Origin of the sequence: Streptomyces sp. NPDC007157 (assembly GCF_040634235.1) — a bacterium.
Taxonomy (GTDB): domain Bacteria; phylum Actinomycetota; class Actinomycetes; order Streptomycetales; family Streptomycetaceae; genus Streptomyces.
Map to the genome: position 1 here is coordinate 114,470 of NZ_JBEYFE010000009.1, position 23,906 is coordinate 138,375.

A 23,906-nucleotide genomic window follows, 5' to 3' on the forward strand; every position below is an offset into this window, starting at 1 on the left:
GCGAAGGAGGTACCGGGACGTGCGACTGACCCCCACGGAACGTGACCGGCTGCTGCTCTTCGGAGCCGCCGAGCTGGCCCGCGCCCGCCGCGCCCGGGGCCTCAGGCTCAACGTGCCGGAGGCCACCGCGCTGATCGCGGACACCGTCTGCGAGGCGGCCCGGGACGGCAGGCGGCTCGCCGAGGCCGTCGAGGCGGCCCGCTCGGTCCTCGGCCCGGCCGACGTGCTGCCCGGCGTCGCCGACGTCGTCACCGAGGTGCACGTCGAGGCCGTCTTCGACGACGGCTCGCGGCTCGCGGTGGTCACCGACCCGATCGGGGGCGGCGGCCTGGGCGACGAGGGGCCGGGCGCGCTGCTGCCGGGGCCCGAGCACACCGACCCGGCGGCGGTCGTCCGGCTGACCGTGACCAACACGGCGACCGTCCCCGTCTCCGTCACCTCCCACTTCCACTTCTTCGAGGCCAACCCCCGCCTCGACTTCGACCGCGCCACCGCCTACGGCCTGCGGCTCGCCGTGCCCGCCGGGTCCTCCGTCCGCTTCGGGCCGGGGGAGTCGCTGGAGGTCGGCCTGGTGCCGATCGGCGGCGCCCGGGTCGCCATCGGCTTCGCCGGGCTGGTCGACGGGCCGCTGGACGCGCCCGGCGCCCGTGCGGAGGCGCTGCGCCGCGCGGCCGCCTGCGGCTACCTGGGCATTCACGACGAGGAGGCAGACCGATGAGCCGTCCCGGAGGCCACCCGGCCGAGGCCCGCCGCCTCACGCCGTACGAGTACGCGGCCACCCACGGCCCCCGGGCCGGCGACCGGGTCCGCCTCGGGGACTCGGGGCTGGTGATCCGCGTCGAGGACGACTCCCAGCGCTACGGCGACGAGTTCCTGGCCGGCTTCGGCAAGACCGCCCGGGACGGGCTGCACCTGAAGGCCGCCGCCGTCCGCGACACCTGTGACGTCGTCATCAGCAACGTCGTCGTGATCGACGCCGTGCAGGGCATCCGGAAGGTGTCCATCGGTATCCGCGAGGGGCGGATCTGCGCGATCGGACGGGCCGGGAACCCCGACACCCTGGACGGCGTCGACGTCGTGGTCGGCACCGGCACCTCGATCGTCTCCGGCGAGGGGCTGATCGCCACCGCCGGGGCCGTCGACACCCACGTCCATCTGCTGTCGCCGCGCATCATGGAGGCCTCACTGGCCTCCGGCGTCACCACGATCATCGGGCAGGAGTTCGGGCCGGTGTGGGGCGTCGGCGTGAACTCGCCCTGGGCGCTCAAGCACGCGTTCAACGCCTTCGACGCCTGGCCGGTCAACATCGGCTTCCTCGGACGGGGATCGTCCTCGCACCCGGCGCCCCTGATCGAGGCCCTCGCCCAGGGCGGCGCCTGCGGCTTCAAGGTGCACGAGGACATGGGCGCCCACACCCGGGCGCTGGACACCGCCCTGCGGGTCGCCGAGGAGCACGACGTCCAGGTCGCCCTGCACAGCGACGGACTGAACGAGTGCCTGTCGGTCGAGGACACCCTCCGGGTGCTGGAGGGCCGCACCATCCACGCCTTCCACATCGAGGGCTGCGGCGGCGGACACGTACCGAACGTCCTGAAGATGGCCGGCGTCCCCAACGTCATCGGCTCCTCCACCAACCCCACCCTGCCCTTCGGCCGGGACGCGGTCGCCGAGCACTACGGGATGATCGTCTCCGTCCACGACCTGAAGACCGACCTGCCCGGCGACGCGGCCATGGCCCGGGACCGCATCCGCGCCGGGACGATGGGTGCCGAGGACGTGCTGCACGACCTGGGCGCGATCGGCATCACCTCGTCCGACGCGCAGGGCATGGGCCGGGCCGGGGAGACCGTCCGCCGTACCTTCGCCATGGCCGGCAAGATGAAGGCCGAGCTCGGCGCCCCGCACGACGGCCACGACAACGAGCGTGTGCTGCGGTACATGGCCAAGCTGACCATCAACCCGGCGATCGCCCACGGGCTCGCGCACGAGGTCGGCTCCATCGAGGTCGGCAAGCTGGCCGACATCGTGCTGTGGTCGCCCGAGTACTTCGGGGCCAAGCCGCAGCTCGTCCTCAAGTCCGGCTTCCCGGCGTACGGCGTGACCGGCGACCCGAACGCGGCCACCGACACCTGCGAACCCCTGGTCCTCGGACCGCAGTTCGGGGCCCACGGGGCGACCCCCGCCGACATCTCGGTGGCCTTCGTCGCCCAGGCCGCGCTCGACCAGGGCAACGACACGATGCCGACCCGGCGCCGCCGGGTCGCGGTCCGCGGCACCCGCTCCATCGGCCCCGCCGACCTGCGGCTCAACTCCCGTACCGGAGCGGTCGACGTGGACCAGCGCACCGGCCTGGTCACCCTCGACGGCGAGCCGCTGCGCTCGGAGCCCGCCGACTCCGTCTCCCTCAACCGCCTCTACTTCCTCTGAACGCCACCGCCCGTGAAGGACCCCCGCATGGAGCCCCGTATGGACCCCCACCTGAGCACTCCCGCCTCCGACGGCTTCCGGATGCCCGCGGAGTGGACCCCGCACGAGCGCACCTGGATGGCGTGGCCGGGCCCCAACCCCACCTTCGAGGACCCGGACGACCTCCGCGCCTCCCGGACGGCCTGGGCCTCGGTGGCCCGCGCGATCCTGCGCTTCGAGCCGGTGACGATGGTCTGCGGCCCCGGTCAGTCGGCGGCCGCCCAGACGCTGCTCGGCCCGGGCGTCGACACCGTCGAGCGTGAACTGGACGACGCCTGGATGCGGGACATCGGACCCACCTTCCTCACCAACGGGCGTGAACTGGCCGCCGTGGACTGGACGTTCAACGGCTGGGGTGCCCAGCACTGGGCCCGCTGGGAGCACGACGCCAAGATCGCCGGGCATGTCTCGGACCTCGCGGGTGCGAAGACGTACGCCTCGAAGCTGGTCAACGAGGGCGGTGCGATCCACGTCGACGGCGAGGGGACCGTCCTGCTGACCGAGACCGTGCAGCTCGGGCCCGAGCGCAACCCCGGCTGGAGCCGTGCGGAGGTCGAGGCGGAGATCCACGGGATGCTCGGCACCCGCAAGGCCGTCTGGCTGCCCCGCGGCCTCACCGGCGACTACCCTCCCCACGGCTTCGGCACCCTCGGGCACGTCGACATCGTCGCCGCCTTCGCCCGCCCGGGCGTGGTCGTCGCCCACCACCAGCCGGACCCGGCCCACCCCGACCACGAGGTGACCAAGGAGGTCATCGGCCTGCTCAGGTCCCAGAAGGATGCGCGCGGCCGCACGCTGGAGGTCGTCGAGGTCCCGGCCCCGACCGCCCTGGAGGCCGACGGCCACTGGGCCGACTACTCCTACATCAACCACTACCTCTGCAACGGCGGGGTCGTGCTCTGCGGTTTCGACGACCCGCGTGACGAGACGGCCGCCGGGATCTTCCGCCGTCTCTTCCCCGAGCGGACGGTGACACTGGTGGACGCCCGTACGATCTTCTCCGGCGGTGGCGGCATCCACTGCGTCACCCAGCAGCAGCCGAAGATCTAGTACTACGAGGAGCAGCACATGGCCGGTGGGCGCAGACAGGCCCCGCCCCGCGAGGACGTGCTCGCCGCCGCCATGGACATGATCGCCGACCGCGGCCTGGAGAAACTCACCATGGCCGCGCTCGGCCACGAGGTCGGCATGAGCAGCGGCCATCTCCTCTACTACTTCCGCTCCAAGGACGAACTGCTCCTGCAGACCCTGGAGTGGAGCGAGGGCCGGCTGGGCGCCGAGCGCGGTCGGCTGCTCACCCGCCGCGGCACCGCCCGCGAGCGCCTCGACGCCTATGTCGACCTGTACGTCCCCGTCGGCCACCGCGACCCGCACTGGACGCTCTGGCTGGAGGTCTGGAACCGCTCGCAGAACGCCGACGAGGCCGCCCGCGACCGCCAGGCCGCCATCGAGGGCGCCTGGCACCGCGACCTGGTGGCGCTGCTCGCGGAGGGCGTCTCGAGGGGCGAGTTCCGGCCAGTCGACCCCGACCGCTTCGCCGCGCGCCTGCGGTCCCTGCTCGACGGCTTCTCCATCCACGTGGCGATCGGCCTGCGCGGCACGGACCGGGCCCAGGTTCTCGGCCATGTACGCGAGTTCCTGGAAGCGGACCTCCTCGCGGACGCGTGACCCGCACGGGCACACCGGTAACGAACAGGACGTTCTCGTCGGGCATTTGCAGTAAAGGAATCCCATGTTCCCCCGCCGGGCAGGAACGGCCCATGGGACGACAACACTGGAAGAAGATCTGGGTCGGTTCGGCGGGCAACATGGTCGAGTGGTTCGACTGGTTCGTGTACGCGAGCTTCGCCACCTACTTCGCCGGGGCGTTCTTCCCGAGCGGAGACCCCACCGCGCAGCTGATGAACACCGCCGGTATCTTCGCCGTCGGGTTCTTCATGCGCCCGGTGGGCGGCTGGCTGCTCGGCCGGGTCGGTGACCGAAAAGGCCGCAAGGCCGCCCTGACCCTCACCGTCACCCTGATGTCGGTGTCCGCGCTCCTCATCGCCGTCGCCCCCACCTACGACGTGGCCGGCTACGGCGGAGCCTTCGTACTGCTCCTCGCCCGCCTGCTGCAGGGCCTGTCGGTGGGCGGCGAGTACGCGGCCAGCGCCACCTACCTCACCGAGGCCTCCGACCCGCGCCGGCGCGGCTTCGCCTCCAGCTTCCAGTACGTGTCGATGACCGCCGGTCAGATCGCCGGCCTCGGCCTGCTGATCGTCCTCCAGCACACCCTCTCCGACACCGCGCTGCACGACTACGGCTGGCGCATCCCGTTCGTCGTCGGCGCCCTCGGTGCCGCCGTGGTCTTCTACCTGCGCCGGACCATGCTGGAGACCGAGGTCTACGCGGAGGACACCTCGGACACCGCCGAGCGCGGCACCCTGCGCGCCCTGTGGCAGCACCGCCGGGAGGCGTTCCTGGTCATCGCGCTGACCATGGGCGGCACGGTCGCCTACTACACGTACACGACGTACCTCACGAAGTACCTCTCCAACTCCGCCGGTCTGTCCAAGGAGACCGCGACCCTGGTCTCCTTCACCGCGCTCACCGTCTTCGCCTGCCTCCAGCCGCTCGCCGGCGCCCTCTCCGACCGCATCGGCCGCCGCCCGCTGCTGATCACCTTCGCGGTCGGCTCGACCGTCCTCACCGTGCCGGTCCTGACCCTCCTCAAACACGCGAACGGTTACTGGCCCGCCCTCGGTCTCTCCCTCCTCGCCCTCGTCGTGGTCACCGGCTACACCTCGATCAACGCCTGTGTGAAGGCCGAGCTCTTCCCGACCGCCGTCCGCGCCCTGGGTGTGGCCCTGCCCTACGCCCTCGCCAACGCGCTGTTCGGCGGGACGGCGGAGTACGTCGCCCTGTGGTTCAAGAACGCCGGGATCGAGTCCGGCTTCTACTGGTACGTGGCGGGCTGCGCCGCCGTATCGCTTGTGGTGTACGTCACCATGCGGGAGACGAAGGACCTGGATCTGGCACGGATGAGGTCTCAGGACCCATCCACCGTGACGACCGCATCCTGAGACGGTCGGTGAGCCGGGGGCGGGTTGTGCCAGACTTCCCCCGTGCTCTCGTTCGCCATGATTATTGGCAGCAGGCGCGCCGGTCCGCAGTGACCATCACGTACGACCAGGTACGGGTGGCCATCGTCGTCCTCGACCCGCGCGCAGACCTCTCGCACCCGCGAGGGGTTTTTTCGTTTTCCGGCCCACCTTCAGCCGGAAGGCCAGCGCGAGGGACCATGGAGGGACGGTGGAGCCGGTCATTCCGGTACGACCGAGATTCGACATCAGGAGCCTAGTGACCATGACCGAGACGGCAACCAACGAGCTGGACGACTCGTTCCACGTCTTCGACACCACGCTGCGCGACGGTGCGCAGCGCGAGGGCATCAACCTCACCGTCGCGGACAAGCTGGCCATCGCACGGCACCTGGACGACTTCGGCGTGGGCTTCATCGAGGGGGGCTGGCCGGGCGCCAACCCCCGGGACACCGAGTTCTTCGCCCGCGCCCGGCAGGAGATCGACTTCAAGCACGCCCAGCTGGTCGCCTTCGGCGCCACCCGCCGGGCCGGTGCCAAGGCGGCGGACGACCCGCAGGTCAAGGCGCTGCTGGAGTCAGGCGCCCCGGTGATCACGCTGGTCGCCAAGTCCCACGACCGCCATGTCGAACTGGCGCTGCGCACCACCCTCGACGAGAACCTGGAGATGGTCCGCGACACGGTGTCCTTCCTGAAGGACCAGGGCCGCCGGGTCTTCGTCGACTGCGAGCACTTCTTCGACGGCTACCGCGCCAACCCCGAGTACGCGAAGGCGGTCGTCCGGGCCGCCTCGGAGGCCGGCGCCGACGTGGTCATCCTCTGCGACACCAACGGCGGCATGCTCCCCGCCCAGGTCAACGCCGTGGTCTCCACCGTCCTCGCCGACACCGGCGCCCGGATCGGCATCCACGCCCAGGACGACACCGGCTGCGCGGTCGCCAACACCCTGGCCGCCGTCGACGCCGGCGCCACCCACGTCCAGTGCACGGCCAACGGCTACGGCGAGCGCGTCGGCAACGCCAACCTCTTCCCGGTGGTGGCCGCCCTGGAACTCAAGTACGGCAAGCAGGTACTGCCGGACGGCCGCCTCCGCGAGATGACGAGGATCTCCCACGCCATCGCCGAGGTCGTCAACCTCACCCCTTCCACCCACCAGCCCTACGTCGGTGTCTCGGCCTTCGCCCACAAGGCCGGCCTGCACGCCTCCGCGATCAAGGTCGACCCGGACCTCTACCAGCACATCGACCCCGAGCTGGTCGGCAACACCATGCGCATGCTCGTCTCCGACATGGCGGGCCGTGCCTCCGTCGAGCTCAAGGGCAAGGAACTCGGCATCGACCTCGGCGGCGACCGCGAACTGGTCGGCCGGGTGGTGGAGCGGGTGAAGGAGTACGAACTCAAGGGCTACACCTTCGAGGCCGCCGACGCCTCCTTCGAACTCCTCCTGCGCGCCGAGGTGGAGGGCAAGCGGCGCAGCTACTTCCGTGTCGAGTCCTGGCGGGCCATCGTCGAGGACCGCCCCGACGGCACCCACGCCAACGAGGCCACGGTCAAGCTCTGGGCCAAGAGCGAGCGGATCGTCGCCACGGCGGAGGGCAACGGCCCGGTCAACGCCCTCGACCGCGCCCTGCGCGTCGCCCTCGAAAAGATCTACCCCCAGCTGGCCAAGCTCGACCTGGTCGACTACAAGGTCCGCATCCTGGAGGGCAAGCACGGCACCGAGTCCATCACCCGCGTGCTGATCTCCACGTCCGACGGCAGCGGCGAATGGTCCACGGTCGGCGTCGGGGAGAACGTGATCGCCGCTTCCTGGCAGGCCCTGGAGGACGCGTACACCTACGGCCTGCTGCGGGCGGGCGTGGAGCCGGCGGAGTAGCGGCGGCGAAGCCGGGGGCTGGGCTCACAGCCCCCGGCTCGTTGTGCGGTACCGCCTTACTGCAGGTGCCACTTCTGGTTCGCGGCGCCCGTGCACGTCCAGATCTGGGCCCGTGTCCCGTTCGCCGACGAGTTGCCCGTGACGTCCAGGCACTTGTTGGCCGCCGCGTTCACCACGTCACCTGTCGAGGCGTTGTACGACCACTGCTGTGCCCCGGTGCCGTTGCAGTCGTACAACTGGACCTTCGCCCCGTCCGCCGTGGCGGCCGAGGTCACGTCGAGGCACTTGCCGAGGGCGCGGACCGAGCCGTCGGACTGCACGGTCCACTGCTGGGCGGTGCTGCCGTTGCAGTCGTAGAGCTGCACGGCCGTACCGTTCGTGGTCGAACCGCCCGCCACGTCCAGGCACTTGCTCGCGAGCCCGACGAGGGCGCCGGTCTGGCTGCCGCCGCCCGACTGGGTGCCGGACCAGGTGAAGGTCGCCGAGGTCTTGCCGGGCAGTGAGTAAGTGGCGTGCTGGGAGCCCCAGTTGATGGTGAGGGTCTTGGCGGCGGACGAGTCGTTGTAGGCGATCAGTGCCTTGGAGCCGTCCGGGTTGCGCCAGGCCACGTTCGGCACGGCGGTGGACGCGGTGGAGGCGATCCGCTGCGCGCCGGGCCGGACGAACTTGGTCAGGTGCCCCATCGTGTAGTACTCGACGGTGTAGTCGACGGTCCCGCTCGCCCCGTCCCCGTTGTGCACGGTGACCAGCCCGGTGCAGGTGCCGCAACCGCCGTTGTGCGGGCCCATGTTCTGGTCCACGGCCAGCGACCACTTGGTCACCGACTTCGCCCAGTTGCGGGTGTAATCGATGATGTTGTTCATGTCCTCGCGCTGCTGGTTGGCGATCCAGGTACCGCCGGAGTGCTCGGTGCCGAAGGCGTCCAGCGTGGGGTACTGGTTGTGCACGGTGGTCTGCTTGTTGATGTCGCCGCCGTAGCCGTGCCAGGCGATCCCGCCGAAGTTGGGGTGGTTGCGGATCGCCGCGTCGTCGACGCTCGCGGCCGCGTAGGAGTCGTATACGTCCCAGTTCCAGTCGTGCGCGAGGACCTTGGTGGACAGGCCGGCCGACTGGAGCTGCGGCAGCAGGTCGTTCTTGAGGAAGTACTGCAGTCCGGACGCGTTCCAGCTCATCGACGGGTAGCCGGAACAGCAGGTGGGCTCGTTCTGCGGGGTGACGTAGGAGACCTTCACGCCCTGTGCCTGGTAGGCCTGGAGGTACTTCACGAAGTACGCGGCGTAGGCGGCGTAGTCCTCCGACTTGAGCCAGCCCCCGTTGAGCGAGCCGCTGTCCTTCATCCAGGCCGGTGCCGTCCATGGCGAGGCCATGACAGTCAGAGAGGGGTTCAGCTGGAGCGCCTGCTTGGTGAGCGGCACGACGTCCGCGAGGTCGTGGGAGATGGAGAAGCTGTTGAGGTTCGGGTCGGTCTGCCCGGCGGGGACGTCGTCGTACGTGTACCCGTAACGTGCCAGGTCGGAGGCGCCCATCGGATTGCGCAGGAACGACAGTCCGATCCCGTCGGTGGGGGAGAACAGCTTCTTCATGGTGGCGTCCCGGGTGGCCTGGGACAGTGCGCCGCTGCTGTTCATCAGCCAGGCCGCGGTGTCGGTGAAGGACGCGCCGCCGCCGGTGAAGGTCTGGTAGCGGGTGTTCTCGTCGACCGTGATGTTCTCGCCGCTGCCGCCGCTCCCGGACTGGAAGGCGAACGGCGTCTGCGCCTGGAGCCCGCGGGTGACATGGCGCCCGCCGGAGTCGTCGGTGGTGGTGAGGTATGCGGTGACCTGCTCACCGGCCGCGTGCGCGGACGGCACGACCGCGCTGAGGCCGGCCACGGTGAGCAGTCCGGCCAAGAACAGCCGGACCGTGTGGGGGGTGGATCTCATGGACACATCGCCCTTCCTGACGGGACGTCTTGACGGGTGTGCGAGCCGTTAGTTAACTCACGTCGTGATCTAAGCCATGAGTGAACTGTGAGAGCCCTGAGTGAACCAGAGAGTCGAGGGAAGGTCCATGCCAAGAACCGCCCTGCTCGTCTCCACCGCCCTACTCGCAGCCCTGATGCCCCTGTCCGCGGCCCGCGCCGCCGACGACCCCGCACCGACCCCCGTCGACCGCTTCGAGGGCGAGGTCCCCTTCGCCGCCCAGCCCGCCGAGGGCATCTTCACCTGGGGCGGGGACAGCGACGACCCGCCCGCCCTCCAGTTCGCCGACCGGGCGGACGCCCCCGAGGGCGCCAAGGTGCTCTCCGGGACGTACGACATCAGCGGTTACGGCGGCTTCACCCACGACTTCGCCGCCACCGAGCCCGCCCACGACTGGTCCGCCCACAAGGGCATCCGCTTCTGGTGGGACGGCCAGGACAACGGCAAGAAGATCGCTTTCGAGATCAAGGACGGCGGCGCCAACGGCGAGGTCTCCGAGCTGTGGACGACGTCCTTCACCGACGACTTCTCCGGCTGGAAGCAGATCGAGATCCCCTTCGGTGACTTCGTCTACCGCACGGACTACCAGCCCGTCGGCGGTATCGACCACATCCTCGGCCTGACCCAGATGTGGGGCTACGCGCTCACCCTCCCCGTCGGGCTCAAGGGCCAGTTCGCCATGGACGACGTCGAGTTGTACGGCAAGGCCGACCAGTCCCTGCGCGCCTCCGTCACCACGGACGCGGCCGTCTACCCCGTCCAGGAGGGCCGCACCGCCTCCGTGCGGGTCTCCGTGGGCGCCACCGGCTCCGCCCCGCTCGACGAGCCCGTGACCGTCGCCTACGAGACGGCCACGACCGGCACCGCGGCCGCCGGCAAGGACTACACCCCGGTCTCCGGCACCCTCACCTTCCCGGCCGGCACGGTCTCCGGGGCCACCCAGACCATCAAGGTGCGCACGCTGAAGGACCGGTCCGGCGAGTCGGCCGAGACCATCCCGCTGAAGCTCGCCGTCACCGGTGCCAAGGCCCCCGCCGAGACCCCGCAGGTCGTCATCGACGCGCACGGACTGCCGTACCTGGACAGCAGGTTGCCCGTGAAGAAGCGGGTCGCCGACCTGCTCTCCCGGATGTCCCTGGCGGAGAAGGCCGGCCAGATGACCCAGGCCGAGCGCGGTGCCGTGGGCAACGGCGGTGACGTCGCCGCCTACGACCTCGGCTCGCTGCTCTCCGGCGGCGGCTCCACTCCCACGCCCAACACCGCCGAGGCCTGGGCGAAGATGATCGACGGCTTCCAGCTCCGGGCGCAGGCGACGCGGTTCCAGATCCCGCTGATCTACGGTGTGGACGCGGTGCACGGCCACAACAACCTGGCCGGCGCCACGATCATGCCGCACAACATCGGCATCGGCGCGACCCGCGACCCCGGGCTCGCCGAGGACGCCGGCGCGGTGACGGCCGCCGAGGTCCGCGCGACCGGCATCCCCTGGGACTTCGCCCCCTGCCTCTGCGTCAGCCGCGACGAGCGCTGGGGCCGCTCCTACGAGTCCTTCGGCGAGGACCCCGCCCTGGTGAAGTCCATGGAGACCGTGATCCAGGGCCTCCAGGGCCGGGCCGACGGACGTGACCTCAAGGACGACGACAAGGTCCTGGCCACCGCCAAGCACTTCGTCGGCGACGGCGGCACCGAGTACGGCTCCTCCACGACCGGGTCGTACACCATCGACCAGGGCGTCACCAAGGTCACCCGGCAGCAGTTGGAGGCGATCCACCTGGCGCCGTACCAGACCGCGGTCGACCGGGGCATCGGTACGGTCATGCCCTCGTACTCCTCGCTCGACATCCTCGGCGACGGCCAGGGGCCGGTGAAGATGCACGCCCGCGCCGACATGATCAACGGCGTGCTGAAGGGCCGGATGGGCTTCGACGGCTTCGTGATCAGCGACTGGAACGCCATCGACCAGCTCCCCGGCGACTACGCGGCCCACGTCAGCACGGCGGTCAACGCCGGCGTCGACATGATGATGGTCCCCTACAGCTACCAGGACTTCACCAAGACCCTGACCGACGAGGTGAACGCCGGCCGGGTCAGCGAGCAGCGGATCGACGACGCGGTCTCCCGCATCCTCACCCAGAAGTTCAGGCTGGGCCTCTTCGAGCACCCGTACGCCGACACCTCCGGCGCCTCGAAGATCGGCTCCGCCAAGCACCGGGCGGTGGCCCGCCAGGCGGCCGCCGAGTCGCAGGTGCTGCTGAAGAACGACAGCGGGGTCCTGCCCCTGAAGAAGTCGCAGAAGGTGTACGTCGCCGGGTCCAACGCCGACGACCTCGGCAACCAGACCGGCGGCTGGACCATCACCTGGCAGGGCGCCTCCGGCACCCACACCACGGGCACCACCATCCTCCAGGGCATGAAGAACGCCGGGGGAGACGTCACCTACTCCAAGGATGCCTCGGCGCCGACCAGCGGCTACGACGTGGGTGTGGTCGTCGTCGGCGAGACCCCGTACGCCGAGGGCGTCGGAGACGTCGGTAACGGCAACGACCTGGCGCTGACCCCGGCCGACCAGGCCGCCGTGGACAAGGTGTGCGCGGCCATGAAGTGCGCGGTGCTGATCGTCTCCGGGCGCCCGCAGCTGATCGGTGACCGGCTCGGCGAGATCGACGCCCTGGTGGCGTCCTGGCTGCCGGGCACCGAGGGCGACGGCGTGGCCGACGTGCTCTACGGGAAGAAGGCCTTCACCGGCCAGCTCCCGGTCACCTGGCCGAAGTCCGAGGCCCAGCTGCCGATCAACGTGGGCGACGCCTCGTACGACCCGCAGTACCCGTACGGCTGGGGTCTGACGACCCTGGCCAAGCCGTCGAAGGGCGGCGAGGCCACCCTGCGGGCGCTCGGCGCCGCCGCGAAGGCCGCGGAACGGACGGGCGCCGCCTCGGCCGGCCGGAAACTGGTCACCAAGGCGCGACTGCTGGTGCAGGCTGAGATCGGACAGTCGATCACGGCAGCCGTCTCGAAGCCCTTCGCCGACGCCGACCACCTGCTGCTGACCGGCAGGTACGCGGCGGCGGTGGAGAAGCTGACGGAGGCATACAAAGCAGCATAAGAAATGACAGGTTATGGGGGGTTTCGGGTAAATTGCGGAACATGAAGGCCGTGCTGCGGACCCGGACCCGAAGCCTCCCAGGCCTGCTGCTGGCCCTGCTGGTGATCGCCCTCACGGCGTTCGCTCCGCAGGCCACGGCGGCCACCGGTGTCTCGACGATCGCCGACGCCCTGCGCAAGAGCCCGGTGTACGTCGACCCGGCGGCCGCCGCCCAGCTCTCCACGGCCGAGGCCGACACGCTGGCCCGGCAGATCAAGGACGCGAACAAACCCCTGTTCATCGCGGTCCTGCCGGCCGGCTACCCCACCCAGGACCTCTTCACGGACCTGCGCACCGCCACCGGCATCACCGGCCTGTACGCCGTCCGGCTCGGCGACCGCTTCGACGCCCGCGCCGACTCCTCGGTGCTGCCCCGGACGGCCGTGCAGAACCTGGTCACCAGCGTCCAGGGGGAGACCGCGAACACCCAGCTGACCGACTTCACGAACCGCGCCCTGACCAACCTCGGCGGCAAGGCGCCTTCCACCTGGGGCGGCGGCAGCGCGGACGGCTCCGGCGTCTCCAGTACGGCGCTGATCGCGATCGGCGCGGTGATCGTGGCCGGCGGGGCGGGCGCCTACGCCCTGGTCCGCCGCAACCGCCGACGCCACCAGGAGGAGCAGCGGGCCGCCCTGGACCGGCTCCGGGTGGTCGTGGACGAGGACATCACCGCCTTCGGCGAGGAACTGGACCGGCTCGACTTCCACCCGGCCGAGCCCCGCGCCGACGACGCCATGCGCGCGGACTACGAGCGCGCGCTGAACGCCTACGACCAGGCGAAGCAGTACATGGCCGACGCCCGCAGACCGGAGGACGTGCGGGCGGTCACCCAGGCCCTGGAGGACGGCCGTTTCTCGCTGGCGCAGCTCGCCGCCCGCCGCGAGGGCCGCCCGCTCCCGGAGCGCCGGCCGCCGTGCTTCTTCGACCCCCGGCACGGCCCCTCGGTCACGGACGCCACCTGGACCCCGGCCGGCGGCTCGCCCCGCGAGGTCCCGGTCTGCGCGGCGGACGCCACCCGGCTGGCCGACGGCCGCGACCCGGCGATCCGCGAGGTCGACACCGACCACGGCCGCCGCCCCTACTGGGACGCGGGCCCGGCCTACGGCCCCTGGGCGGGCGGCTACTTCGGCGGCGGCCTCCTGCCCGGCCTGCTCATCGGCACGGCCCTGGGCGGCTGGATGTCCGCCCCGGCCTACGCGGCCGACTACGGCACCGGCTACGGCGACTTCGACACCGGCGGCTACCAGGGCGGCGACCTGTCGGGCGCCGACTTCGACCCCGGGGACTTCGGCGACTTCGGCGGCGGCGGGGACTTCGGCGGCGGGGGCGGCGACAGCGGCGACTTCGGCGGCGGTTTCTGACCCACGAGGGCTACCCCAGGTCGCCCAGCCGCTCCATCACGGCGGCGGCGAGCAGCAGCACCCCGCGCTCGGTCTCGCCGACCGACCCGAGGGCCCCGGCCAGCCAGGCGTCCCGCTGGTCCATGTCGGCCGCCAGCGCCCGACGCCCCGCCTCGGTCAGGCTCAGCACGGACTGCCGACGGTCGGACGGGTCCGGCGCCCGCCCGATCAGCCGCTCAGCCTCCAGCTCCGCGAAGACCCGGGTCAGTGACTGCGGCCGCTGCCGCTCGGCGGCCGCCACCTCGCCGGGCGTGGACGGCCCGTGCCGGTACAGATGCCCGAGCACCGTCAGCTGATTGGCGCTGAGGCTCCCGTCCCCGCGCTCCTGCCGCAGCCGACGGTTGAACCGGAGGACAGCACGACGGATACGGGCGGCTTCGGAGAGGTGGTCCATGGCTTAGATCGTACGCGATTACTTACCACCTGCTATGGATGCAGGCCCTTAGAGGCCCGTATTCTCGGCCCTGTGACCGCCAAACTCATACGCAACGCGTACGAAGCCGGGCTGACGATGACGGCCGTGCTGCTCTGCTGGGGAGCCGCGCTGGCGCTGGAGGGGGCCGCCGGGCTGCACACCGACGTGCTGGTCCTCGCGGTCGCCCTCACCCTGACCCTCGCCGCGACCCAGCGCACGGCCGACACCCGCCGGCGGCTGACGTCACTGGTAGTGCTGCCCGTGACCGTGGCCGCCTCGATCTTCGTCGGCCGACTGCTCGCCTCGCACTACGCGGCGGGCGCGGCCGTCTACACGGCCGGGATGGCGCTGGCCATCTGGATCCGCCGGTACGGTCCGGTCGGCACCAGGGCGGGCACGCTGATCGCCCTCCCCCTGGTGGCCCTGCTGGTGGTCCCCGGTCCCGCGCTGCCGGCACAGGCGCAAAGCGGCCTGGTGACCTGGGGCTGGTCGGCGCTGATCGGGGTGCTGGCGTGCTGCTCGGTCTGGCTGGTGCAGGCGCTCGGTGACCGCTTCGGTCCCTGGCACGCGGCCCCGACCCCCGACCCGCCCGCACGCCGCTCCCGCCTGCACCCGCGCCCCAGCACCCGCATGGCCCTCCAGATGGCGGCGGCCATCGCGACCGCCTTCGTGCTGGGCCATGTCCTCTTCGACGACCACTGGCCGTGGGCCGTCCTGACCGCGTACGTCGCGGCGAGCGGCAACCGGGGCCGAACCGACGTCCTGCGCAAGGGGGTCGAACGCCTGGCCGGAGCATGCGTGGGGACGCTCCTGGCGACGGCGGTGGCGGCGGCGGACGTCACGGGCCACGCCTCCGTGGCCCTGATGTTCGCCGTCCTGACCGTCGCCCTGTGGTTGCGCCCCCTCAACTACGCGTACTGGGCAGCCGGCATGACGACGGCCCTCTCCCTGCTCCTCGGCTACTTCGGCCAGGACGCGGAATCCCTGCTGCCGACCCGCCTGGCGGCCATCGCGGTGGGCGCGATCCTCTCGGTGGCCTCGGCGTGGTGGCTGCTGCCGGTACCCCGCAGGAGGGCGGTCACTTGAGTCGCGAAACGTGGACGGCGGTGGAAACGCCGACGGATTCCTGACGTCCGCATCGCGCATCCATCGCACATTCGCGGATGAAACACCGCGAGAAAACCCCTGTGGTCGTCTTACGGAGTACTGGTGCGGCCGCGCAGGTCGGTGCGCGCGCTGTCGAGGATTTCGTCTGCGAGGGCGGGGTCGGCATCAGCGACGGCGCGTGACAGAAGCAGGGCCCCGGCCATCTCGCTGAACAGTGCGATGGCGCGCGCTCGCCGCTCGCCTTCGTCGAGTCCGGGCGCTTGGACGATCTGTGTGAAACGGTCGAGATTGGCCGCCAGGCCCTTCGCGTACTGCGCGCGGGCGGCCGGCTCCAGTCGGCGGGCGTCGCCGGCGAAGCCCGTGTTGGGGCAGCCGTGCTCGACGTCGGCACGGTGTTCAGGCGACAGGTACCAGTCGATCCGTTCCCCGAGCGGGTCGCCGCCGCGGGCCTGGGATGCCGTGACGGCTTCGTCGAGGTTGCCGAACCCGTCCGCCATCGCCTTGGTGACGACCGCGTCGACGAGCGCGTCCTTCGAGGCGAAGTGGTTGTAGAAGCCGCCGCGCGTCATTCCGGCCGCGCCCATCAGCTCGACGAGGCCGACGGCATCGACGCCGCGCTCACGGAACAGACCGTCCGCGGCGGCGATGATCGCCTCTCGGTTCGCTGCCGCCTGCTGCTTCGAGACGCCCACTGTCTCCTCCCAATCCCTGCTCTTCGGAGGACTGTAGCGAGCCGGACCGAAGATCTCAATGTCGATCGTCATTGACATCGCCGCGCGGTGGGCGTAAAAACGATGTCGATCGACATTGTGATGCGGGCCGTGGAGCCCATCGGGTGCCTCGTGGAGGCCGGCATGACGAAACCCGAAAAGAGCAAGTCGTGCTCCACGGCCGGTTTCCGCCCGGCAGCTGACCGGGCCGCCGCACACAGGCGGCCTGACGTCCGGCACTTCGGCGGTTTATCCGGGCACCCTTGGCGAACGGAGATGTCCACGAAATCCGGAGCGCACCCCTACCGTTGGGGTAGTCATATTTTCCAGTATCGGGAGCAGTGACCATGGGTAAGTTGCAGGGAAAAGTAGCGGTCGTCACCGGCGGCACGACGGGGATCGGGCTGGCCACCGCAAGGCTCTTCGTCGAAGAAGGTGCCTATGTCTTCATCACGGGACGCCGTCAGAAAGAACTCGATGAAGCCGTGAAGGCCATCGGGGGCAACGTGTCCGGTGTGCAGGGAGACGTCACAGAGCCGGCCGACCTCGACCGCCTCTACGCGAGCGTCGAGGCGAAGGGGCGAATCGATATCGTTTTCGCCAATGCCGGCCTGGGCGAGCTCGTTTCACTGGAAGACGTCACGGAAGAAATTTACGACAAAATTTTCAACGTCAACGTGAAGGGGGCGCTCTTTACGGTACAAAAGGCCCTGCCGCTATTGAATGACGGTGCCTCCATCATTCTCACGGGCTCCGTCGCGAGCGTAAAGGGAACGCCCGCGTTCTGGGTCTACGGAGCGAGCAAGGCCGCCATCCGGAATTTCGTCCGAGGATGGACGGTAGAGCTGCAACATCGCGGCATCCGGTCCAACGTGCTCAGCCCCGGCCCGATCGAAACACCGCTGCTTGCGGCGACACGAGCTCACGACGCCATCGCGCAGATCACGTCCACCATTCCCATGGGCCGGCTGGGCGAGCCCGACGAAGTCGCCAAGGCGGCACTTTTCCTGGCCTCGGACGACTCCAGCTTCGTCACGGGAATCGAACTGTTCGTTGACGGCGGCAGAGCGCAGATCTGATGCCGCGACGGCGTATCCGTCCTCCTTCTGCCCCAGGAGCCCGACCAATGGACATCTCCTGCCAGTTCGCCACATCCCTGCACTCGCCCGAACACATCGCCGTCGCCGAGCAGCTGGGCTACCACCGCGCCTGGCTCCACGACACTCCCGCCCAAAGCCCCGACGTCTGGGCGATGCTGGCGCTGGCCGCCGAACGCACCCACCGCATCGGTCTCGCGCCCGGCGTCCTCGTCCCGACACTGCGCCATCCGATGGTCAACGCCTCCGGTGCCGCCACACTCGCCGCCGTCGCACCCGGCCGGGTGGCCCTCGCCTTCGGCACCGGGTTCAACGGCACGCGCGCCCTCGGAGCACCCCCGGCCACCTGGTCCTACCTCAGCAGGTACGTCCGAACAGTGCGGGGCCTGCTGCGCGGTGACACCGTGCAATGGGACGGCGCCCCCATCCGCATGATGCATCCCGGTACGAACGCACCGCGGCGCCCTGTCGACATCCCGGTGCTGGTGTCCGCTCTCGGCCCCAAAGGTCTCGCCGTCACCCACGAGATCGCCGACGGCCTCTTCACCGTCAATGGCGAAACCGCCCACGCCCACGAATTCACCTGGTCCGCCCTGGGCATCCACGGCACCGTCCTGAGCGAGGACGAACCACTCGACTCCTCCCGCGTCCGTGCCGCCGCCGGCCCCGGCAACGCGCTCGCCTACCACGCCGCCTACGAATTCGGCGGCGACCCCACTTCCCTGCCCGGCGGACAAGCCTGGCTCGACGTCATCACCGCACACCCCATCGGCGAGCGCCACCTCGCCGTACACGATCAGCACCTCACCGACCTCAACGCGGCCGACAACGCCGCCTGGAACGCCGGAAGCTGGCAGGCAGTCACCTCCACCACCGTCACCGGAACCCCCGACCGCATCCGTGACCAGCTCAGCACCTACGCCCAGGACGGCATCACCGAAATCGTCTACCAGCCCACCGGCCCCGACATCCCCGGCGAACTCGAACGCTTCATCGCCGTCGCCGGCGACGCACACCCCGAGGTGCGCCAGGCCCGGCGCACGAGCTGAGTCGGCGGGCGACCCGGCTCCATCACATTCCCGTGGATCGTGGCCCACCGAAAGTCGTTGCGGCCCCACAAGGGGAGCGATCGAGGACGCCGTCCTAGACTCGAAGAACGGCCACGGGGGACCCCACCCCAGGAGGACGCGATGGTGCGGCAGACCAGGCTGGCCGGGGAGTCAGGGGCGTATCTCGGTGCCCGCGAGGAGCTGCGGCTGGCCGAGGTCGAGCTGATGCGGCGCCGGGAGGAGGTCGCGGCGCTGCGGCGGGCGCTGCCGCAGGGACCGGCCGTCGACGACTACGTCTTCCTCGAAGGGCCCGGCGATCTCGGCGCCGGTGACACCCCGGTGCGCGAGGTCGCGTTGAGCGAGCTGTTCTCCGGGCCCGAACGACCGGTGATCGTCTACCACTTCATGTACGGCAAGCTGCAGAGCAGCCCCTGCCCGATGTGCACGATGTGGATCGACGGCTACGACGGCATCGCCCACCACGTGGCCCGGAACGCGGACTTCGTCGTCGCCGCGGCCGCCGATCCGCCCGCCCTCCGCCGGTACGCCCGCGACCGCGGCTGGCACCGGCTGCGGCTGCTCAGCTGTGGTGACAGCACGTTCAAGTACGACCTGGGCAGCGAGGACGAGGAGGGCGCGCAGGACTCCACGGTCTCCGTCTTCACCCGCGACGGCGACGGCACGGTCCGGCACACCTACTCCGCGCATCCGCGCATGGCCGCCGACATCCAGGAGCGCGGCATCGACCTGCTGACACCCGTCTGGCACCTGCTCGACCTGACCCCGCGAGGGCGAGGCGGCTGGTACCCGACCATCGGCTACTAGGGCACACGCGGGACATGCGGGCACGGCCGAGCGCCCGCCCTCAGGGGAGTGGAGGGCGGGCGCTCGGCGGGCGTGATCGGGGTCGGCGGTCCGTCGCCGCGGGCTCACGCGTTCTTGATCGCGGAGATGTCGAAGTTCAGCTTGATCTTGTCGGAGACCAGGACGCCGCCGGTCTCCAGCGCCGCGTTCCAGGTCACGCCCCAGTCGGAGCGCTTGATCTCGGCCTTGCCCTCGAAGCCGACGCGCTCGTTGCCGAACGGGTCCTTGGCGGCGCCGTTGAACTCCAGGTCGATGGTGACCGGCCGGGTGACACCGAGGATCGTCAGGTCGCCGGTGATGCGGTAGTCGTCGCCGCCGAGGGCCTCCGCCTTGGTGGAGCGGAAGGTCATCGTCGGGAACTCGTCCGTCTTGAAGAAGTCCGCGGACTTCAGGTGACCGTCACGGTCCGGGCTGCCCGTGGTGATGCTGTCCATCGTGATGTCGAGGGAGGCGGTGGACTTCGCCGGGTCCGAGCCGTCCAGGTGCAGCGAGCCCTCGAACTGCCGGAAGTTGCCCTTGACGTTGGTGACCATCGCGTGGCGGGCCACGAAGCCGAGCGTGGTGTGCGCCGGGTCGATCGTGTAGTCGCCGGTCAGTGCGGCCGTCTCGGCGGTGGCGGCGGTGGCGGTGTCGTCGTTCTTGCGGCCGAAGATACCCATGACGTGCTCCTTGAGGGGGACGGGTCGCGGCCTGGGAGCGGTGAATGCCGAAGGCGCGGACCGTTGATGTTTAACGTTCAACGAACTCAACGGCGCCTACCGTAGCCCTATTCCGTACAACCTTCAACATCATCCGTTCGCGTGTCGCGCTCATCACGCACCGTAATGCCGTCCGCGCCGACTCGCGACACGGCGGGAGGGTGTGGCGAGGATGCGGTTAGGCTCGGAAGAGAGTGGAGCCGGAGGGGGTGGGGGACCGCCGTCCGGGGGCCCTGTCACTCCAGGGGTGGTATGGGCCGGCCATGAATGTGAGGCGCGTCTCAGGCCCCGCCTTTGTGGCACCCCTACAACGCCACAGCCCTCTGAGCAGTCGGAACGCCTGCATGTCGTTCTGGTTCTGTTCAGTGGTTCCAGGAAAACGGGTCGGAGACTGTACGGAGTCGACGTCTCGTAATCCTTGGTGTCCTTCGTAAGGTCGCTACATGACCGTTTTGGAAGAGACGACGGGTGAGCCCACCGGCGAGCCGACGGACGCACGCGGGCGGGTCGCCGAGCTGCACGAGATCCGTGCGGCGGCCGTGGCGGGGCCCAGCGAGAAGGCGACCGAGGCGCAGCGTGCCAAGGGCAAGCTCACGGCCCGGGAGCGCATCGAGCTGCTCCTGGACCCGGACTCCTTCCAGGAGGTCGAGCAGCTGCGCCGGCACCGCGCGGTCGGTTTCGGCCTGGAGGCCAAGAAGCCCTACACCGACGGCGTCATCACCGGCTGGGGCACGGTCGAGGGCCGTACCGTCTTCGTCTACGCCCATGACTTCCGGATCTTCGGCGGCGCGCTGGGCGAGGCCCACGCCACCAAGATCCACAAGATCATGGACATGGCCATCGCGGCCGGCGCCCCGCTGGTCTCCCTGAACGACGGCGCCGGCGCCCGTATCCAGGAGGGCGTCTCCGCGCTCGCCGGCTACGGCGGGATCTTCCAGCGCAACACCAAGGCGTCCGGTGTCATCCCGCAGATCTCCGTGATGCTCGGCCCCTGCGCCGGCGGCGCCGCCTACAGCCCCGCCCTCACCGACTTCGTCTTCATGGTCCGCGAGACCTCGCAGATGTTCATCACCGGCCCGGACGTCGTCAAGGCGGTCACCGGCGAGGAGATCACCCAGAACGGCCTCGGCGGCGCCGACGTGCACGCCGAGACCTCCGGCGTCTGCCACTTCGCGTACGACGACGAGGAGACCTGCATCGCGGAGGTCCGCTACCTCCTCTCCCTCCTCCCGCAGAACAACCGCGAGAACCCGCCCCGGGTCGACTCCACGGACCCGGTGGACCGGCGCGGCGACGTCCTCCTGGACCTGGTCCCGGCCGACGGCAACCGGCCGTACGACATGGCCAAGGTGATCGAGGAGATCGTCGACGACGGCGACTACCTGGAGGTCCACGAGCGCTGGGCGCGGAACATCATCTGCGCGCTGGCCCGGATCGACGGCCAGGTCGTGGGCATCATCGCCAACCAGCCGCAGGTGCTGGCAGGCGTCCTGGACATCGAGGCGAGCGAAAAAGCTGCGCGCTTTGTCCAGATGTGTGACGCTTTCAATGTTCCGATCGTCACCTTCCTGGACGTACCGGGCTTCCTCCCCGGTGTCGACCAGGAACACGGCGGGATCATCCGCCACGGCGCGAAGCTCCTCTACGCCTACTGCAACGCGACCGTGCCCCGGATCTCACTGATCCTGCGCAAGGCGTACGGAGGTGCCTACATCGTCATGGACTCCCAGTCGATCGGTGCCGACCTGACGTACGCCTGGCCGACGAACGAGATCGCGGTCATGGGCGCCGAGGGTGCGGCCAACGTGATCTTCCGTCGGCAGATCGCCTCCGCCGAGGACCCCGAGGCCATGCGGCAGAAGATGGTCAAGGAGTACAAGGCCGAGCTCATGCACCCCTACTACGCGGCCGAGCGCGGCCTGGTCGACGACGTCATCGACCCGGCCGAGACCCGCGAGGTGCTCGCCAAGTCGCTGGCGATGCTGCACACCAAGCACGCCGACCTGCCGTCACGTAAGCACGGCAACCCCCCGCAGTAATCCTGCGGAAACCTCTCTCACGGAGACTGAATCCATGAACGTCCCTGACATTCGCGTGGAGAAGGGCAACGCCGACCCGGAGGAAGTCGCCGCCATAACGGCGGTCCTCCTGGCCCGCGCGGCCGCCAGGCCGACCGCCGACACCGAGCAGACCCACCGAGGCCGCGCGAAGGCCGGCTGGCGCCGCCTGGAACGCGAGAACGGCTTCCGCGCCCCGCACAGCTGGCACTGAGCCCCGGCACAGCGTCGACCACGGCCCCGCTCCTCCTTCGGGAGGGCGGGGCCGTGATGCACGTCGGGGTCAGCGGATGACGACCTTGACTCCGGGGAAGTCCAGGGCCTGCGGATCTTCGGGAAGCACGCGGTTCTGTACGCCGCCGGCAGCTTCCGCAGCCACTCCCGAGCGCCCCGCCGCTCCGCGTCCAGCAGTTCGTCCACGCCGTCGACGAGCAGCAGCGCCTTCCCCTCCGCCGGCTGCCGTTCCACCCGGGCCTTCGGCATGACCCCGGTGATCTGTCCGGCCACCGAGTCCAGCATCGCCTCCGGCACCCGCAGCGCCCGGCCGCCGTACTCCCGCAGCTTCACGAGCACCGGGGGCAGACCGTTCCAGGCGGCCGGCTCGCCGGCGAACGCCCCGCGGGCCGCCGTGACCGCCGGCCGGCGCAGCAGCGTCGTCTTGCCGGAGCCCGCCTCGCCGCGCAGCAGCACCCGCCTGGAGCCGCCCAGGGCCGCCTCGACGCGCGTGCCGGCCGCCTCCGCCCCCGGCCTCCTCCCAGAGGCTCACGGCCGGTGTGCCGGCGGGGTATGACAAAGGGGCCCGTTCCGGGTGGAAGGGGCCCCTCGGAGAGACAACCGCTAGCGCAGGCGGGCCATCAGGGCGTGTTCGACCAGGGTGATCAGGGCCGACTTGGCGTCCGCGCGGTGGCGGGCGTCCGTCGTGATGATCGGGGTGTCGGGGCCGATCTGGAGCGCCTCGCGGACCTCTTCCGGGTTGTACGGCTGGCTGCCGTCGAAGCCGTTGAGGGCGATGACGAAGGGGAGACCCGAGTTCTCGAAGTAGTCGACCGCGGGGAAGCAGTCGGCGAGGCGGCGGGTGTCCACGAGGACGATGGCGCCGATGGCGCCGCGTACCAGGTCGTCCCACATGAACCAGAAGCGGTCCTGGCCCGGCGTGCCGAACAGGTACAGGATCAGGTCCTGGTCCAGGGTGATGCGGCCGAAGTCCATGGCGACCGTGGTGGTCGTCTTGTCCCCGGTGTGGGTGAGGTCGTCGATGCCGGCCGACGCGGACGTCATCACGGCCTCTGTGCGCAGCGGGTTGATCTCCGAGACGGCACCGACGAACGTGGTCTTGCCCACGCCGAAGCCGCCCGCCACCACGATCTTCGCGGAAGTGGTGGAGCGGGAAGGACCGCCGCTAGAGCTTGCGAAGTCCACTGAGCACCCTTTCGAGCAGTGTCACGTCTGGCTGGCCGCCGGCGCTCTCGTCGCCGCCGGGCTGATGGATGGCGACCAGGCCCGCCTCCGCCAAGTCGGCGACGAGGATCCTGGCCACGCCGAGAGGGATCGACAGGAGGGCCGAGACTTCGGCCACCGACTTGATCTCCCGGCAGAGGTTGCAGATCCGCTGATGCTCGGGCAGTTGGCCCTGCATCTGGTGCGGCTGCGCGGTGGTGTGCACCAGTGCCTCGATGGCGAGCTGGTACCGCGGGCGGGTCCGGCCGCCGGTCATGGCGTACGGACGCACCAAGGGGTTGTTCGACGCCCCGGCGGGCGCCGGCTCGGGACGACGCTGCGGCTGTACCGGCTGGATGCGCGGCGCCGGCGGCTGGTCGTACGGCGACGGGCCGGGGCCCTGCGGTGCGTACGGCTGCCGGTGGCTCGGGGCGGAGGGGAAGTTGTACCGGTTCGCGGAACCGTCGCCCTGGCCCTGCGCAGGACCGTACGACCAGTTGCCGTTATTCGAACCGCCTGGGGGTGTTGCCACTTTCTCTCCTCCTCC

At 70.3% G+C, this 23,906-nt stretch carries 20 protein-coding genes and 1 pseudogene; 14 read left to right on the top strand and 7 right to left on the bottom strand.

Features of this window, described 5'->3' with window-relative positions; genetic code table 11:
- Positions 1 to 19 precede the first annotated feature (19 nt).
- From ureA to cimA, 6 genes are all read left to right on the top strand, one after another.
- Complete coding sequence (gene ureA / locus ABZ642_RS18610) at positions 20 to 718, top strand: urease subunit gamma (RefSeq protein ID WP_360484672.1); 699 nt, start codon at positions 20 to 22, stop codon at positions 716 to 718.
- Positions 715 to 2,427: an urease subunit alpha gene (locus tag ABZ642_RS18615; protein WP_360484675.1), complete on the top strand. Its 1,713-nt coding sequence runs from the start codon at positions 715 to 717 to the stop codon at positions 2,425 to 2,427. Before ureA ends, ABZ642_RS18615 begins: the two co-directional genes overlap by 4 nt.
- Before the next feature lie 39 nt (positions 2,428 to 2,466).
- Positions 2,467 to 3,516: an agmatine deiminase family protein gene (locus ABZ642_RS18620; protein ID WP_360484678.1), complete on the top strand. Its 1,050-nt coding sequence runs from the start codon at positions 2,467 to 2,469 to the stop codon at positions 3,514 to 3,516.
- 18 nt (positions 3,517 to 3,534) lie between these two features.
- Positions 3,535 to 4,134, top strand: a complete 600-nt coding sequence (locus tag ABZ642_RS18625) for a TetR/AcrR family transcriptional regulator (RefSeq protein ID WP_360484681.1) — start codon at positions 3,535 to 3,537, stop codon at positions 4,132 to 4,134.
- 92 nt (positions 4,135 to 4,226) lie between these two features.
- Positions 4,227 to 5,528 carry an MFS transporter gene (locus ABZ642_RS18630; RefSeq protein WP_360484684.1) on the top strand — a complete coding sequence of 434 codons (1,302 nt, stop codon included), beginning with the start codon at positions 4,227 to 4,229 and terminating at the stop codon, positions 5,526 to 5,528.
- A 283-nt stretch (positions 5,529 to 5,811) separates the two neighbouring features.
- Positions 5,812 to 7,422, top strand: coding sequence for a citramalate synthase (gene cimA, locus ABZ642_RS18635; protein WP_360484687.1), 1,611 nt, complete (start codon positions 5,812 to 5,814; stop codon positions 7,420 to 7,422).
- Between the two features lie 56 nt (positions 7,423 to 7,478).
- Here cimA and ABZ642_RS18640 read toward each other — a convergent pair whose 3' ends face one another.
- Positions 7,479 to 9,344, bottom strand: a complete 1,866-nt coding sequence (locus tag ABZ642_RS18640) for a ricin-type beta-trefoil lectin domain protein (RefSeq protein WP_360484690.1) — start codon at positions 9,342 to 9,344, stop codon at positions 7,479 to 7,481.
- Between the two features lie 127 nt (positions 9,345 to 9,471).
- Between ABZ642_RS18640 and ABZ642_RS18645 the strand changes: the two genes are divergently transcribed.
- Together ABZ642_RS18645 and ABZ642_RS18650 are read left to right on the top strand one after the other, a co-directional pair.
- The gene (locus ABZ642_RS18645; RefSeq protein ID WP_360484693.1) at positions 9,472 to 12,486 is read left to right on the top strand and encodes a glycoside hydrolase family 3 N-terminal domain-containing protein; all 3,015 of its coding nucleotides are present in this window, start codon (positions 9,472 to 9,474) and stop codon (positions 12,484 to 12,486) included.
- A 41-nt stretch (positions 12,487 to 12,527) separates the two neighbouring features.
- Complete coding sequence (locus ABZ642_RS18650; RefSeq protein WP_360484696.1) at positions 12,528 to 13,886, top strand: hypothetical protein; 1,359 nt, start codon at positions 12,528 to 12,530, stop codon at positions 13,884 to 13,886.
- 10 nt (positions 13,887 to 13,896) lie between these two features.
- Here ABZ642_RS18650 and ABZ642_RS18655 read toward each other — a convergent pair whose 3' ends face one another.
- On the bottom strand, positions 13,897 to 14,319 hold the full coding sequence (locus tag ABZ642_RS18655; RefSeq protein WP_360484699.1) for a MarR family transcriptional regulator: 423 nt from the start codon (positions 14,317 to 14,319) through the stop codon (positions 13,897 to 13,899).
- A 72-nt stretch (positions 14,320 to 14,391) separates the two neighbouring features.
- On the opposite strand from ABZ642_RS18655, the gene ABZ642_RS18660 reads away from it, so the two are divergent.
- Positions 14,392 to 15,426 (top strand): FUSC family protein, encoded by a 1,035-nt coding sequence (locus tag ABZ642_RS18660; protein WP_360484702.1) that lies wholly within the window; start codon positions 14,392 to 14,394, stop codon positions 15,424 to 15,426.
- A 110-nt stretch (positions 15,427 to 15,536) separates the two neighbouring features.
- Here the strand turns inward: ABZ642_RS18660 and ABZ642_RS18665 are convergent, their stop codons facing one another.
- Positions 15,537 to 16,211 carry a TetR/AcrR family transcriptional regulator gene (locus ABZ642_RS18665; RefSeq protein ID WP_360484705.1) on the bottom strand — a complete coding sequence of 225 codons (675 nt, stop codon included), beginning with the start codon at positions 16,209 to 16,211 and terminating at the stop codon, positions 15,537 to 15,539.
- 293 nt (positions 16,212 to 16,504) lie between these two features.
- Here ABZ642_RS18665 and ABZ642_RS18670 point away from each other — a divergent pair, with 293 nt between their 5' ends.
- From ABZ642_RS18670 to ABZ642_RS18680, 3 genes are all read left to right on the top strand, one after another.
- Positions 16,505 to 17,236 (top strand): glucose 1-dehydrogenase, encoded by a 732-nt coding sequence (locus ABZ642_RS18670; RefSeq protein WP_360484708.1) that lies wholly within the window; start codon positions 16,505 to 16,507, stop codon positions 17,234 to 17,236.
- 47 nt (positions 17,237 to 17,283) lie between these two features.
- Positions 17,284 to 18,303, top strand: coding sequence for an LLM class flavin-dependent oxidoreductase (locus tag ABZ642_RS18675; protein WP_360484711.1), 1,020 nt, complete (start codon positions 17,284 to 17,286; stop codon positions 18,301 to 18,303).
- Between the two features lie 141 nt (positions 18,304 to 18,444).
- Complete coding sequence (locus tag ABZ642_RS18680; protein ID WP_360484714.1) at positions 18,445 to 19,128, top strand: DUF899 family protein; 684 nt, start codon at positions 18,445 to 18,447, stop codon at positions 19,126 to 19,128.
- Positions 19,129 to 19,232: 104 nt separating this feature from the next.
- Here the strand turns inward: ABZ642_RS18680 and ABZ642_RS18685 are convergent, their stop codons facing one another.
- Entirely contained in the window at positions 19,233 to 19,826 is a 594-nt protein-coding gene (locus ABZ642_RS18685) for a YceI family protein (protein ID WP_360484717.1), read from the bottom strand.
- 482 nt (positions 19,827 to 20,308) lie between these two features.
- Between ABZ642_RS18685 and ABZ642_RS18690 the strand changes: the two genes are divergently transcribed.
- Together ABZ642_RS18690 and ABZ642_RS18695 are read left to right on the top strand one after the other, a co-directional pair.
- Positions 20,309 to 21,904: an acyl-CoA carboxylase subunit beta gene (locus ABZ642_RS18690; protein WP_360484720.1), complete on the top strand. Its 1,596-nt coding sequence runs from the start codon at positions 20,309 to 20,311 to the stop codon at positions 21,902 to 21,904.
- A 34-nt stretch (positions 21,905 to 21,938) separates the two neighbouring features.
- Entirely contained in the window at positions 21,939 to 22,136 is a 198-nt protein-coding gene (locus tag ABZ642_RS18695) for an acyl-CoA carboxylase subunit epsilon (RefSeq protein ID WP_089098553.1), read from the top strand.
- 149 nt (positions 22,137 to 22,285) lie between these two features.
- Here the strand turns inward: ABZ642_RS18695 and ABZ642_RS18700 are convergent.
- From ABZ642_RS18700 to ABZ642_RS18710, 3 genes and pseudogenes are all read right to left on the bottom strand, one after another.
- Positions 22,286 to 22,666, bottom strand: a pseudogene (locus ABZ642_RS18700) (NACHT domain-containing protein); the annotation flags it as partial.
- Positions 22,667 to 22,759: 93 nt separating this feature from the next.
- Positions 22,760 to 23,341, bottom strand: coding sequence for an ATP/GTP-binding protein (locus tag ABZ642_RS18705; RefSeq protein WP_360484724.1), 582 nt, complete (start codon positions 23,339 to 23,341; stop codon positions 22,760 to 22,762).
- Positions 23,322 to 23,891, bottom strand: a complete 570-nt coding sequence (locus ABZ642_RS18710; protein ID WP_360484727.1) for a DUF742 domain-containing protein — start codon at positions 23,889 to 23,891, stop codon at positions 23,322 to 23,324. The genes ABZ642_RS18705 and ABZ642_RS18710 overlap by 20 nt, the downstream gene beginning before the upstream one ends.
- Positions 23,892 to 23,906 lie beyond the last annotated feature (15 nt).

Bases quoted from the DNA above. Each gene is read 5' to 3' on its own strand.
- ABZ642_RS18615 (WP_360484675.1), top strand. From the start codon at position 715: ATGAGCCGTCCCGGAGGCCACCCGGCCGAGGCCCGCCGCCTCACGCCG.
- ABZ642_RS18620 (WP_360484678.1), top strand. From the start codon at position 2,467: ATGGACCCCCACCTGAGCACTCCCGCCTCCGACGGCTTCCGGATGCCC.
- ABZ642_RS18625 (WP_360484681.1), top strand. From the start codon at position 3,535: ATGGCCGGTGGGCGCAGACAGGCCCCGCCCCGCGAGGACGTGCTCGCC.
- ABZ642_RS18630 (WP_360484684.1), top strand. From the start codon at position 4,227: ATGGGACGACAACACTGGAAGAAGATCTGGGTCGGTTCGGCGGGCAAC.
- cimA (WP_360484687.1), top strand. From the start codon at position 5,812: ATGACCGAGACGGCAACCAACGAGCTGGACGACTCGTTCCACGTCTTC.
- ABZ642_RS18640 (WP_360484690.1), bottom strand. From the start codon at position 9,344: ATGAGATCCACCCCCCACACGGTCCGGCTGTTCTTGGCCGGACTGCTC.
- ABZ642_RS18645 (WP_360484693.1), top strand. From the start codon at position 9,472: ATGCCAAGAACCGCCCTGCTCGTCTCCACCGCCCTACTCGCAGCCCTG.
- ABZ642_RS18650 (WP_360484696.1), top strand. From the start codon at position 12,528: ATGAAGGCCGTGCTGCGGACCCGGACCCGAAGCCTCCCAGGCCTGCTG.
- ABZ642_RS18655 (WP_360484699.1), bottom strand. From the start codon at position 14,319: ATGGACCACCTCTCCGAAGCCGCCCGTATCCGTCGTGCTGTCCTCCGG.
- ABZ642_RS18665 (WP_360484705.1), bottom strand. From the start codon at position 16,211: ATGACGATCGACATTGAGATCTTCGGTCCGGCTCGCTACAGTCCTCCG.
- ABZ642_RS18670 (WP_360484708.1), top strand. From the start codon at position 16,505: ATGGGTAAGTTGCAGGGAAAAGTAGCGGTCGTCACCGGCGGCACGACG.
- ABZ642_RS18675 (WP_360484711.1), top strand. From the start codon at position 17,284: ATGGACATCTCCTGCCAGTTCGCCACATCCCTGCACTCGCCCGAACAC.
- ABZ642_RS18680 (WP_360484714.1), top strand. From the start codon at position 18,445: ATGGTGCGGCAGACCAGGCTGGCCGGGGAGTCAGGGGCGTATCTCGGT.
- ABZ642_RS18685 (WP_360484717.1), bottom strand. From the start codon at position 19,826: ATGGGTATCTTCGGCCGCAAGAACGACGACACCGCCACCGCCGCCACC.
- ABZ642_RS18690 (WP_360484720.1), top strand. From the start codon at position 20,309: ATGACCGTTTTGGAAGAGACGACGGGTGAGCCCACCGGCGAGCCGACG.
- ABZ642_RS18695 (WP_089098553.1), top strand. From the start codon at position 21,939: ATGAACGTCCCTGACATTCGCGTGGAGAAGGGCAACGCCGACCCGGAG.